This window comes from Oceanobacter sp. ABM4_470, assembly GCF_056158645.1.
The window spans coordinates 1,407,830-1,419,816 of the sequence record NZ_JBSWTR010000001.1 but is presented as its reverse complement, the minus strand read 5'-3'; the positions used below and the strand labels follow the sequence as shown (position 1 = coordinate 1,419,816).

11 protein-coding genes are annotated in these 11,987 nt (G+C 53.2%); 7 read left to right on the top strand and 4 right to left on the bottom strand.

Annotated features, from left to right (window positions below; translation table 11 throughout):
* The first annotated feature begins 146 nt into the window (after nt 1-146).
* Nucleotides 147-1,309 (top strand): IS3 family transposase gene (locus ACXADJ_RS06325; RefSeq protein ID WP_475062188.1). Its coding sequence is split into 2 segments (ribosomal slippage): nt 147-402 and nt 402-1,309, totalling 1,164 coding nucleotides; the frame shifts between segments, so codons are not numbered across the junction.
* Between the two features lie 233 nt (nt 1,310-1,542).
* On the opposite strand, the gene cspD is transcribed toward ACXADJ_RS06325, so the two are convergent.
* The gene (gene cspD, locus ACXADJ_RS06320) at nt 1,543-1,809 is read right to left on the bottom strand and encodes a cold shock domain-containing protein CspD (RefSeq protein WP_036534771.1); all 267 of its coding nucleotides are present in this window, start codon (nt 1,807-1,809) and stop codon (nt 1,543-1,545) included.
* A 128-nt stretch (nt 1,810-1,937) separates the two neighbouring features.
* On the opposite strand from cspD, the gene clpS reads away from it, so the two are divergent.
* Nucleotides 1,938-2,321, top strand: a complete 384-nt coding sequence (clpS, locus tag ACXADJ_RS06315) for an ATP-dependent Clp protease adapter ClpS (RefSeq protein WP_475064154.1) — start codon at nt 1,938-1,940, stop codon at nt 2,319-2,321.
* A gap of 11 nt (nt 2,322-2,332) precedes the next feature.
* Complete coding sequence (gene clpA, locus ACXADJ_RS06310) at nt 2,333-4,600, top strand: ATP-dependent Clp protease ATP-binding subunit ClpA (protein ID WP_475064153.1); 2,268 nt, start codon at nt 2,333-2,335, stop codon at nt 4,598-4,600.
* Nucleotides 4,601-4,784: 184 nt separating this feature from the next.
* Here the strand turns inward: clpA and infA are convergent, their stop codons facing one another.
* From infA to aat, 3 genes are all read right to left on the bottom strand, one after another.
* Nucleotides 4,785-5,003: a translation initiation factor IF-1 gene (gene infA, locus ACXADJ_RS06305; RefSeq protein WP_028292799.1), complete on the bottom strand. Its 219-nt coding sequence runs from the start codon at nt 5,001-5,003 to the stop codon at nt 4,785-4,787.
* Between the two features lie 66 nt (nt 5,004-5,069).
* Entirely contained in the window at nt 5,070-5,771 is a 702-nt protein-coding gene (locus ACXADJ_RS06300) for an arginyltransferase (protein WP_475064152.1), read from the bottom strand.
* Entirely contained in the window at nt 5,768-6,490 is a 723-nt protein-coding gene (gene aat, locus ACXADJ_RS06295) for a leucyl/phenylalanyl-tRNA--protein transferase (protein ID WP_475064151.1), read from the bottom strand. Before aat ends, ACXADJ_RS06300 begins: the two co-directional genes overlap by 4 nt.
* Between aat and ACXADJ_RS06290 the strand changes: the two genes are divergently transcribed.
* From ACXADJ_RS06290 to crcB, 4 genes are all read left to right on the top strand, one after another.
* Complete coding sequence (locus ACXADJ_RS06290; protein WP_475064150.1) at nt 6,455-9,430, top strand: DNA translocase FtsK; 2,976 nt, start codon at nt 6,455-6,457, stop codon at nt 9,428-9,430. The two genes, aat and ACXADJ_RS06290, sit on opposite strands and share 36 nt — an antisense overlap.
* A 91-nt stretch (nt 9,431-9,521) precedes the next feature.
* Nucleotides 9,522-10,184 (top strand): outer membrane lipoprotein periplasmic chaperone LolA, encoded by a 663-nt coding sequence (gene lolA / locus ACXADJ_RS06285; protein ID WP_475064149.1) that lies wholly within the window; start codon nt 9,522-9,524, stop codon nt 10,182-10,184.
* 4 nt (nt 10,185-10,188) lie between these two features.
* Entirely contained in the window at nt 10,189-11,559 is a 1,371-nt protein-coding gene (locus ACXADJ_RS06280) for a replication-associated recombination protein A (protein ID WP_475064148.1), read from the top strand.
* A 3-nt stretch (nt 11,560-11,562) separates the two neighbouring features.
* On the top strand, nt 11,563-11,949 hold the full coding sequence (gene crcB, locus ACXADJ_RS06275) for a fluoride efflux transporter CrcB (protein ID WP_028292796.1): 387 nt from the start codon (nt 11,563-11,565) through the stop codon (nt 11,947-11,949).
* Nucleotides 11,950-11,987: the final 38 nt, after the last annotated feature.

Sequence of the window (11,987 nt, the reverse complement as noted above, 5' to 3'; positions counted from 1 at the left end):
AGTGGAGGGTTTGAGAAGAAATGCGTAAAGATCAGGAAAAAGAGGAAAGCGGGAAAATATCCAAGAAAAGACGAGGCGGTACTGTAGTGGTTCAATAATCTCGGACACCCAGATAGGTGGTAATCTTGCCGCCAAAGAGGTGTTCAATGAAAAGACAACGTCGTTCCTTCACTCCTGAGTTCAAACTCGAAGCAGCCAGCCTTGTTCTCGATCAGGGGTATTCCATTCCGCAGGCCAGTAAATCGCTGGACGTGGGTGAGACAGCCCTTCGCCGATGGGTTGACCAGCTTCGTGAAGAACGTGGTGGCAAAACGCCAAGCTCCAAGGCCATGACGGAAGAGCAAAAGCGCATTCAGGAGCTCGAAAAGCGCGTAAGAGAGCTCGAAACCGAGAAGCGAATATTAAAAAAGGCTACTGCTCTCTTAATGTCAGACGAATTCAAAAATATGTACTGATAGACCGGTTGGGAGAGCTGGAGCCAATCAAATGGGTCTGTCAGGCGTTCGGTATCAAGCGTTCCAGTTACTACGATTACTGTCGTAACAAGCGTCGAATCAACCCCAGACGACTGGAGCTCAAGGCCCATGTAAAACGGGCATTCAATCTCAGTCGTCATGGCTTTGGTAGCCGCGGTATCCGTGACTTATTGAAAACCGAAGGCATTGTTATTGGACGTTATCTGGTGCGCAAACTGATGAAAGAATCGGGGCTGATCAGTAAGCAGCCGGGTGCCCACAAATACAAAAAAACTGGGATGGAACACGTTGAAATCAACAACCTTCTGAACCGTGAGTTCTCTGTTGAGCGGCCCAATCAGGTTTGGTGTGGTGACATCACCTACATTTGGACAGGAGAACGTTGGTCGTACCTTGCCGTGGTCATGGATTTATACGCTCGCAAGGTCGTGGGTTGGGCCATGTCCAACAGCCCTGACAGCGAGCTGACGACAAAGGCACTAGAGGATGCCTGGCTGCGTCGGGGCAAACCGGAAGGCGTGATGTTCCACTCGGATCAAGGAAGCCAGTACACCAGCCTGAAGTTCCGTCAGAGAATCTGGCGTTGTCGTATGGCTCAGAGCATGAGCCGACGTGGCAACTGCTGGGATAACGCACCGATGGAGCGACTGTTCCGCAGCCTGAAAAGCGAGTGGGTTCCGGATACCTGGTATCGATCACTGGCGGAGGCAAAAATGGATATCGGCCGTTATTTGATGGGCTTTTACAACCAGCAACGGCCACATACTGCGAACGGAGGAATCAGCCCTCGCGCCGCAGAAGAAAAACTTAAAACCGTGTCCGGAATCAGTTGACCACTACAGTACAGCCCTAAAAGCGGGATTTTAAATAATCAGACTCATTGGTCAGATTGTCATCATTTGATGGCTACAATGCGGTTTGTGACGCAAATCCACACAAAACACCTGTTCAAACATTGGCGCTCACCGCCATTTCACCCAGAAGATAGGAACAGACTGTTTCTTTTTTGCATGCAAAAACAGGGCCCAAGGCCCCGTTTTGTTGAATCACGAAAAACCGCTAAAAATCAGTAAGCAGCTTTCGATTCTTCACTCATGATTTCAGCTTCGGCTGATGCACTACCAGCATCATCCAGAGCGCGAATATTGATCGCGTGCAGGCCTTTATCACTGGGTTTGGTTTCAAACTGAACGGCCTGTCCGGCCTTGAGGGTGCGGTATCCGTCCATTTGAATAGTGGAGTAGTGGGCGAACAGATCTTCTTCGCTGTCGTCAGCCAGAATAAACCCGTAACCCTTGGCATTGTTGAACCATTTCACCTTGCCGGTCTTCATTGCGACACCTCCTCATCCGTGATTCCACACTTGGGGCAATGATTTACTGTGCACAATACACTAAAGGTGGGTTTTGCACGCGTCAAGCAACTAGAGCCTTGCATGCTGCAAAGGTATGATTTGGTCACATGTTTTTCTCAAATAGCGCTATGTACCTCACAACTGAAACTCAACTAGACTCAATAAAGAGCCAACAGACAGGCGACGATGCCGACGGCAATGTGGCAGTTCAAAATGCCGATCCTCAGCTGAAGCGTCCTGCCATGTACAGCGTGATCATGATGAATGACGACTACACTCCTATGGAGTTCGTCGTTGAAGTGCTGCAAGGGTTTTTCTCGAAAAGTCCGGAGCAGGCTACTCAGATCATGTTGGCGGTTCACACCAAGGGCAGCGCGGTTTGTGCGATATACACCAAGGATGTCGCGGAAACTAAAGCTGAACTGGTGAATCAATATGCAAGAGATTGCCAGCATCCATTGCTGTGCGAGATAGCACCCGCAGAAGACTAGGGGGACAGTTAATGCTGAACAAAGAGCTCGAGCTTACTCTCAATGAGGCGTTCAAGGATGCTCGTTCCAAACGTCACGAGTTTATGACGGTGGAACACCTGTTGTTGGCGCTGCTTGATAACGAAGCAGCCGCAGCAGTGCTGGGCGCCTGTGGAGCCGACGTGCCCCGCTTGCGAAAAGAGCTGACCGATTTCGTGGACGCCACCACACCTTTGATCCCGGAATCTGATGATGACCGTGAAACCCAGCCGACCTTGGGCTTCCAGCGTGTTTTGCAGCGCGCCGTATTCCACGTTCAATCCTCAGGCAAAGCCGAAGTAACTGGTGCCAATGTGCTGGTCGCCATTTTCAGCGAACAGGAGAGCCAGGCGGTTTATTTCCTTAAGCAGCAGAACATCGCTCGCATCGACGTTGTAAATTACATTTCCCACGGCATTTCCAAAGTGGCTGGTCAGGAAGGTGATACCAATTCTGGGCCAGCCCCAGAGCAAACGGATGAAGATGGTGAAAGCGCCTCCGCCAATGCACTGGAAGGTTATGCCACCAACCTGAACAAATCGGCCAAAGACGGCAAGATTGATCCTTTGATCGGCCGTGAGCACGAAGTCAGCCGTCTGATTCAGATTTTGTCTCGTCGCCGCAAGAATAACCCATTGTTGGTGGGCGATTCCGGTGTCGGCAAAACCGCCATCGTTGAGGGGCTGGCCAAGCGCATCGTTGATGGCGAAGTGCCAGAAGTGATCCAAAACGCCGTGGTCTACAGCCTCGACATGGGTGCCTTGCTGGCAGGTACCAAATACCGCGGTGACTTCGAGAAGCGCCTGAAGTCCTTGCTGGCCGAGCTGAAGCGCCAGCCACACGGCATTCTGTTCATTGATGAGATCCACACCATCATTGGTGCTGGCGCAGCCTCTGGCGGCGTTATGGACGCCAGCAACTTGCTGAAACCAATGCTTAGCTCCGGTGAGATCCGTTGCATTGGCTCCACCACCTTCACGGAATTCCGTGGCATCTTCGAAAAAGACAGCGCTCTGACTCGTCGCTTCCAGAAAATCGACGTTGCTGCGCCTTCTGTAGAAGACACCTACAAGATTCTGAAAGGCCTGAAGAGCAAGTTTGAAGAGCACCACAACATCAAATACACCGACAAGGCGCTGAAAGCGGCATCCGAGTTGTCTGATCGCTACATTACCGATCGCAACCTGCCGGACAAGGCCATCGATGTGATTGATGAAGTGGGCGCCCTGCAGCAGCTGCTGCCGGTTAGCAAGCGCAAAAAGCAGATCAATGTGTCTGAGATCGAACAGGTGATTGCTGCTATCGCACGCATTCCACCAAAGAGCGTTTCTGCCGACGACAAAGAGTTGCTGTTCAAGCTGGAAGACAAGCTGGGCATGGTGGTATTTGGTCAGGACGAAGCCATTCAGACCCTGTCTACCGCCATCAAGATGTCCCGTGCTGGCCTGAGCGCACCACAGAAGCCAATTGGCTCCTTCCTGTTCGCTGGCCCTACGGGTGTCGGTAAAACAGAAGTATCCAAGCAGCTGGCCAATGTGATGGGCATGGAAATGATCCGTTTCGACATGTCCGAATACATGGAGCGCCATACGGTTTCCCGCCTGATCGGTGCGCCTCCGGGTTATGTCGGTTACGACCAGGGTGGCCTGCTGACTGAAGCGGTGAACAAGACGCCACATTGCGTGCTGCTGCTGGACGAAATCGAAAAAGCCCACCCGGAAGTGTTCAACATCCTGTTACAGGTGATGGACCACGGTACGTTAACCGACAATAACGGTCGCAAAACCGATTTCCGCAATGTCATTCTGATCATGACCACCAACGCCGGGGCAGAGCAGATGAGCCGCGCCAGCATTGGCTTCACTCATCAGGATCACACCCTGGACGGCGCCGAAGAGCTGAAAAAATTCTTCACGCCGGAATTCCGCAACCGCCTGGATGCGGTGGTGCAGTTCTCTGCACTGGGGCGCGATACCATTCTGCACGTGGTCGACAAGTTTATTGCCGAGCTGCAAGGCCAGCTGGATGAAAAACGCGTCACACTGCACGTGGATGATGATGCTCGTCAGTGGTTGGCCCTCAACGGCTATGACGAGAAGATGGGTGCCCGCCCAATGGGTCGTCTGGTACAGGAGAAAATCAAAAAGCCATTGGCTGAAAAGATTCTCTTTGGCGAGCTGACCAACGGTGGCGACATCAATATTCAGGTCGATGGCGATGAACTGGTCATTGCCGTGCCGGAAGAACTGGCAGAAGCCTGAGTGCTCTACTGAGCAATCGTTGTTCCATAAAAAAACGCCCGGCACTGGTAACAGTGCTGGGCGTTTTGGTTTTTGCTATTACCGAAACGGCCAGTAAACCTTGTATGGATGGAGTGCTGGGCCGGCCATGGATTAAGCAATAATAAAGCAGAAATAAAAAAGGCCTCAAAAGAGGCCTTTTTTATTATCTGGCGCGGTAGGTGATTCTACCTTTGCTCAGGTCGTAGGGAGTCAACTCAACCTTAACCTTGTCGCCAGTCAGAATTCGGATGTAATTTTTACGCATTTTACCAGAGATATGCGCAGTCACTACGTGGCCGTTTTCCAGTTTTACACGGAACATAGTGTTCGGAAGGGTGTCGATAACCTCGCCTTCCATTTCAATGTGGTCGTCTTTCGCCATTCATCACCTGTATGGATATTGATCAAAGCGGGCGCATTCTGCCTGAATTTGAACAGATAATCAAAATTATCTGGCCTCAAATGGCTGCCATTGATCATTTTTGAATATATGCAGTGGCCTATATCGGGATTTGTATTCCATTTTTCGGCTTCCCTCGACCCAATATCCCAGGTAATGCCAGGGCAGCCCCATCAACTGGCAAATCTGGGTGATTTTCAGAATCATGAAAGACCCCGGAGACAAGGCTTCGTAGTCAGGATCGAAGAAGCAATAGACCGAAGACAAACCATCAAGGAACAAATCGAACACCAGGCAGGCGCGGAACTCGCCATTTTCGCGCGCCACTAAAAATCGGTGGTTGTCATGGCCGTCAACCAGAAATTCCTTGTACTGATCATACGATGGCGGATACATGGAACCATCTGCATGGCGCTGACTGATGTAATTTGCGTAGTCTGAATACAATGCCGAAGAGGGCATTTCGACGGATAGCGTCCAGTGTCTCGCATTTCTTAATGTGCGCTTATACGACTTCTTCAATTTGAATTGCCGTACCGGAATACGCACCGGCTGACAGGCGTTACAACCTTCGCAGTCGGGCCGATAGATTAATTTGCCACTGCGACGGAAGCCATTCAGGTTCAGCTGGGTCAAGAGCTCAATGGCTGGTTCCAGTCGTGGGTCTACATACAGGCTGTGGCTTTGGCGGTCTGAAAAATAACCACAGGCGTGAGACTGCTCGGGCTTTAACAGCGTGATTTTGGTCATACCGCACGCTCCGCAGCCCAAGGGTTGGGCAATTTGCTGGGCAAAGGTGATACCAGTGACTGCCGTGTCGCAACCGCCAGTCGTTGCTCGAAGTCTTCGCGTTGCAATTCAACCAACCCAAAGCGGGCAAGATGTTCCGTGCGCATTTGGCAGTCAATCATTTCAATACCTGAGTCAAACAACAGGCCTGCGGCAATGGCAAATGCTTGCTTCGATGCTCCTGATACCAGCGAAAACATCGATTCGCCAAAGTATGCCCGGCCGATCAAAATGCCGTAAAAGCCACCGACCAAGGAGCCATGTTCATCCCAGCACTCTACACTTAATCCCATGCCTGCTTTGGCCATGGCGGTGTAGCTGGCAATCATCTCAGGTTGAATCCAGGTGCCGCCTTCATCCGCGTGAGTCGAAGCACACAGCGTCATTACACGCTCAAAGGCATGATTGGCGGTGAATGTCAGTCGGGTTTTCTTCAACTCTTTGCGTATCGAGCGCGAAACATGAAAGCCATCCGGCAAAATGACCGCACGCGGGGCTGGGGTCCACCACAAACGCGGGGAATCTTCGTCATGCCAGGGGAACACACCATGACGATAGGCCTCGTATAGCCAGGCAGGCGAGATACCGCCACCGGCCGCCAGCAACCCGTTTGGTTCTGTGAGGGCCTTGGCAGTTGGTGGAAAATGCGGGCGTTGGTTTTCGTCCAGCCAGTCAATCATGATGCAACCGTGATAAACTCAAATCTTCAAAGAATGACGCAGGGTATTGATTTGTCAAAGGATACACCGGAGCTATCAGAATCTCTCGAAGCTTCCTCAGAAAAATCTGAAATCTCCTGGAGTCGCCGGCAGGACGCCTGGTTTGTGGTCCTTGCTATCGTCTGCCTGTTGCTGTTTATGGCGCTTGGCAGTTACACCCCGGGCGACGACGGTTGGTCCAGTGTTGGTGGCCGATCGTCTCATAATTCTGTTGGCGTTGTTGGCGCGACGATTGCCGATCTTTTATTTCATGGCCTGGGCTATCTGGCCTATGCCTTCCCAACCCTTATCCTCGCCAAAATTGCTTTGATGTTTCGCCGCCGCTCGGCCAATAGCGCCAGCATCTGGTTCTTGCGTGTATTCGGCTTCGTGATGACTCTGGCCAGCCTGTGTAGTTTGGCTCATGTCAGTATTTGGCCGGGCGAAGAGCTACCCGTAGGATCCGGTGGCGCACTGGGCCTCAGTGTTTTTCAATCCTTGTTGCCACTGTTCGGTTTTGCTGGTGCTGTCGCCATTCTGGTTGGAGTACTGGCTATTGGCTTGATGCTGTTCCTGGAGTTTTCCTGGTTGCTGCTGTTCGAACGAATTGGTGGCGGTTTGCTGGTGATGATGGGGTTTGTGAAGCACAAAATTGCCCAAGCGCGTGAAGCCAAGGCCGAGAGTGGTCAGAGTGCAGTACACATTGATCGTGACGCGGGTGTTCGTGATGAGCCGCTCGACTCGTTCGATTCAGTCGTCGATAACAAGGGCGACGAAGAGAACGACAACAAGATCGACACCGTTGATGACCAATTCATTGAAAGCGACTCAACTCCTGCTGGCGGCAAAGGCTTGCTGGCTCGTCTGCTGGGTAAAAACCGGAAATCCTCTGAATCTGTGCTGGATAGCGATGGCGAAGACACTGTCAGCGATGAACGTGCATCCATTGCACCTGCCCACAAGCGCACCGAACCGGTCTTCAACCTGGACGAACTGGACAACGACTTCGGACTTTTGCCAGAACCAGAGCAGCGTGTGACTGCTGAGCCAGCTCCAGTTCATACCCCGGCAAGTGCGAAAGCCAAGGTGCCAGAAGTGCCAGAAATACCCGCTCAGAGCACGATATCCACCGAGCCTCTGGAGCGCCCGGTAGAGCAGATTGCTGTAAACGACACTCAGGCCGACGAAGACGATATTCCATGGCTGACTGACGAAGAGCCATTTACGACTAAATCGGCACCGGCTGCTTCACACGCGGTAGCTGCGCCAGCACCTGCGCCCGTAGCAGTGGGCGTAGCCAAATCCAGCGAGAAGTCCGCACCTCAAGCACCAAACGATCCGGCAATTCCAATTACGCCATTGGAAAAGCGGGACACGGGCATCAGCGAGCGCGCCAAGCAAGACATGCAGGGCAAACTGTTTCAGCAGAAAACCCCGCTGCCTTCGATTGCCGTGCTGGACCCACCGAAAGAAGGGCAAAAGAGCGGTTTTTCTCCGGAGCGGTTGCAAGAAATGTCGAAGCTGCTGGTGCAAAAGCTGGCTGACTTCGGCGTAAAGATTGAGGTCACGGCCGTTGCGCCCGGCCCGGTAATTACCCGCTTCGAGATTCAGCCTGCTGCTGGGGTAAAAGCCAGCAAGATCACCAATTTGGCCAAAGACCTGGCACGGTCAATGGCCATGATCAGTGTGCGGGTCGTGGAGGTGATTCCAGGCAAATCGGTCATGGGCATCGAGGTGCCAAACGAAAACCGCGCTATTGTGTCGTTTTCAGAAGTGTTGTCGTCCAATGAGTTCGACAGATCCAAATCACCGCTGACGCTGGCGCTTGGACATGACATTGGCGGCAACTCCATCGTCGCCGACCTGGCAAAAATGCCGCACTTGCTGGTAGCCGGTACCACAGGTTCTGGTAAATCTGTGGGTATTAACGCCATGATTCTGAGCATGTTGTTCAAGGCTACGCCAGAAGAGCTGCGGATGATCATGGTCGACCCCAAAATGCTGGAGCTGTCCGTCTACGAGGGCATTCCGCACTTGCTGACCCCGGTAATCACCGACATGAAGGAAGCCGCCAATGGCTTGCGTTGGTCGGTCGCCGAAATGGAGCGCCGCTACCAGCTGATGGCATCACTGGGCGTGCGTAATCTGGCGGGTTACAACAAGAAAGTGAAAGAAGCGATTGAGGCGGGCGAGCCGATTATCGATCCGTTGTGGGACATCACCTTGTCCTATGACACCACACCGCGAACACTGGAGCCGTTGCCGTACATCGTAATCGTGATCGACGAATTTGCCGACATGATGATGATGGTGGGCAAAAAGGTCGAAGAGCTGATTGCTCGTATTGCCCAGAAAGCTCGGGCGGCAGGCATTCACATGATTCTGGCGACCCAACGTCCATCGGTGGACGTGATCACAGGTCTGATCAAGGCCAACGTTCCGACGCGTATCGCGTTTCAGGTGTCGTCTCGTATCGACTCCCGAACCATTCTTGACCAGGGCGGGGCTGAACAGCTGTTAGGTCATGGTGATATGCTGTTTATGCCGCCGGGCATTGCCTTGCCCGAGCGTGTACACGGCGCCTTTGTGGACGATGACGAGGTGCACCGGGTTGTTGCCGAATGGAAATTGCGCGGTGAGCCAAACTATCTGGAAGAAATTGTCCAGACCAGCGAAGAGCGCATGTCGGGTGAGGGCGGAGCTGCCAGCGGTGGTGACGAACAGGATGAGCTGTTTGATCAGGCAGTGGCCTTCGTTACCGAGTCCGGCAAATGCTCGACCTCGTCAGTGCAGCGCAAGTTGCGTATTGGCTACAACCGTGCGGCCCGATTGGTCGAAGCAATGGAAGCCGCAGGTGTTGTTTCGCCACCGGCTCACAACGGCAGCCGCGAAGTGTTGGCACCACCGCCGCCATCGGCTTGATCTCTGGATAGTCAATTTGACTGATCCAGTTGGGGAATTTTCTGGAAATCAGGGCGCCCAAAGGAAACGCGTCCAAAGGAATTTGTTTTATATGTTGTCATCCCTTAAAAACACCCTGTGTGCAGCACTGATCGCCACCTCCAGTATGCTGCTGTCTGTTAGTCCGGTGCAGGCTGCTGAGCCCAGTTCCGCTCTGGAAGGTTTTATCGAACGGCTGTCCGGCACCCGCAACCTGTCGGCAGACTTCACCCAGATTATTCGCGATGCCAGTGGCAATGAACTGCAAAGCGTTGCAGGGCAGGTTGCGTTCGCCACGCCGGAAAAATTGCGCTGGAAAACCCTGCCTCCTTACGAACAGCTCATCGTTTCTGATGGCAAGGTCGTTTGGGTATTCGATGCCGACCTGGAACAAGTGACCATTCGCAATCTGGAAATGAAGGTACAAGAAACCCCGGCGCTATTGCTGAGTGGCCGTGCCAACGATGTATCGGATAACTTTGATGTCGAACGCCTGTCCAGAGATGGCCTGATGGTGTATCGCCTGACACCAAAAGACCCAAGCCAGTTGTTCGCCGCCATTGAATTTGGCTACAAGGATCAAACACTGGAAGCCATGCGCATAGCCGACGCTACCGGTCAGGTGACCGACATTACGCTTAGCAATGTTGAGCGCAATACCAACCTCGACCCAATGGCCTTTGTATTCGACGTGCCAGAAGGCGCCGATGTGATCGACGCTCGCAGCGGATACTGATCCGATGAACGATCTGTTTGGCGATGCTTCTGGCGGCTATGAACCTTTGGCATCACGGATGCGGCCCGGCAATCTGGATGAATACATTGGCCAGCAGCATGTGGTTGGTGAAGGCACGCCGCTGCGTAAATCGCTCGAAGCGGGGCAGTTACATTCGTTAATCTTCTGGGGGCCGCCGGGGGTTGGTAAAACCACACTGTCAAAGCTGATTGCCAGCTACGTCGACGCCCGGTTTGTTACCCTCAGCGCCGTTATGGCCGGCATCAAGGATATTCGTGAGGCGGTCGATCAAGCCCGGCAGTATCGCGCCACTGGCAAGAAGACGGTGCTGTTTATCGACGAAGTGCACCGTTTCAACAAAACCCAGCAAGACGCCTTCCTGCCACACGTCGAAGATGGCACCGTGATATTCATTGGTGCGACCACTGAAAACCCGTCCTTCGAACTCAACAATGCCTTACTGTCCCGTGCTCGGGTGTACGTTCTTAAAAGTCTGACCGATGCCGATTTGCAGCAGGTGCTGCAGCGGGCCGAACAACGCTTGATCGGCGACGGTGATCTGGCCATTCCTTCAAAACCGGAGGCGTTGGAGCGAATTGCCATGATGGCCGACGGTGACGCTCGCCGGGCACTCAATCAGTTTGAATATGCTATTCAGCTTGCCGCTGGTGAACCTCTAGGCCTCGATCACGTAAACCAGCTAGCAGGTACCACCAGTCGTCGTTTTGATAAAGGCGGCGAGGCGTTTTATGACCAGATTTCAGCACTACATAAATCGGTACGAGGCTCGTCCCCCGACGCAGCGCTGTACTGGCTGGCGCGTATGATCGATGGCGGCTGTGATCCGATATACATCGCCCGCCGTATTATTGCGATGGCCAGCGAGGACATTGGCAATGCCGACCCGCGTGCGCTACCACTCTGCATGGCGGCCTGGGACGCCATCGAACGACTTGGGCAACCTGAAGGTGAATTGTGCTTGGCACAAGCGGTGGCGTACATTGCCTCTGCACCGAAGAGCAACAAGGTATACGCCGCCTACAAGCAGGCGCGCCAGCTGGTGGCGTCCCAGCCCAGCTATGAGGTGCCGCTGCATTTACGTAATGCGCCCACCAAATTAATGAGCCAGCTCGGCTATGGCGAAGAATACCGTTATGCCCATGATGAACCGGGCGCCTTTGCGGCGGGCGAAAACTACTTCCCACCAGAGCTGAAAGACCTGCGACTGTATTACCCATCGGATCGTGGCCTGGAAGAAAAAATCGGCCGCAAACTGGACCATTTGCAGCAAATGAACCGCAACTCCCCGCAACAGCGGTATCCTGCCGGGCCTGCTGGCTCATCCCACACCCCCGACTATCACGAAGGAGACTGACCCGTGGCGTTGTTATGGATTGCACTTGGTGGCGCACTGGGCGCTGTCGCCCGTTATCTGACCGCAAGTTCATTGTTCAAAGCCATGGGACAAGCGTTCCCTTATGGCACGCTGGGGGTGAACCTGATAGGCTCCTTCGTTATTGGTATTGCCTATGTGATTCTGGTTCAACAGCAGTGGGGCAGCGAGCACTACAAACAGCTGGCCATGGTTGGATTCCTGGGCGCATTCACTACCTTTTCCACCTTCTCACTGGAAAGTGTTGCACTGATGCAGCAAGAGCGCTGGATGGCGCTCGGCTCTTACGTGCTCGCCAGTGTGGCTGGGTGTTTTGCGGCTACTGGCCTCGGCATCGCCCTTGCGAATGTCCTGACGCGTAGCCAGGGATAATTTCCACCGTTTCAATTTTGTATAAATCAGCCTAACCA

Coding starts and splice junctions, on each gene's coding strand:
- lolA (WP_475064149.1), top strand. CDS start 9,522: ATGTTGTCATCCCTTAAAAACACCCTGTGTGCAGCACTGATCGCCACC.
- clpA (WP_475064153.1), top strand. CDS start 2,333: ATGCTGAACAAAGAGCTCGAGCTTACTCTCAATGAGGCGTTCAAGGAT.
- ACXADJ_RS06280 (WP_475064148.1), top strand. CDS start 10,189: ATGAACGATCTGTTTGGCGATGCTTCTGGCGGCTATGAACCTTTGGCA.
- aat (WP_475064151.1), bottom strand. CDS start 6,490: ATGATTGACTGGCTGGACGAAAACCAACGCCCGCATTTTCCACCAACT.
- ACXADJ_RS06290 (WP_475064150.1), top strand. CDS start 6,455: ATGCGGGCGTTGGTTTTCGTCCAGCCAGTCAATCATGATGCAACCGTG.
- ACXADJ_RS06300 (WP_475064152.1), bottom strand. CDS start 5,771: ATGACCAAAATCACGCTGTTAAAGCCCGAGCAGTCTCACGCCTGTGGT.
- cspD (WP_036534771.1), bottom strand. CDS start 1,809: ATGAAGACCGGCAAGGTGAAATGGTTCAACAATGCCAAGGGTTACGGG.
- infA (WP_028292799.1), bottom strand. CDS start 5,003: ATGGCGAAAGACGACCACATTGAAATGGAAGGCGAGGTTATCGACACC.
- clpS (WP_475064154.1), top strand. CDS start 1,938: ATGTTTTTCTCAAATAGCGCTATGTACCTCACAACTGAAACTCAACTA.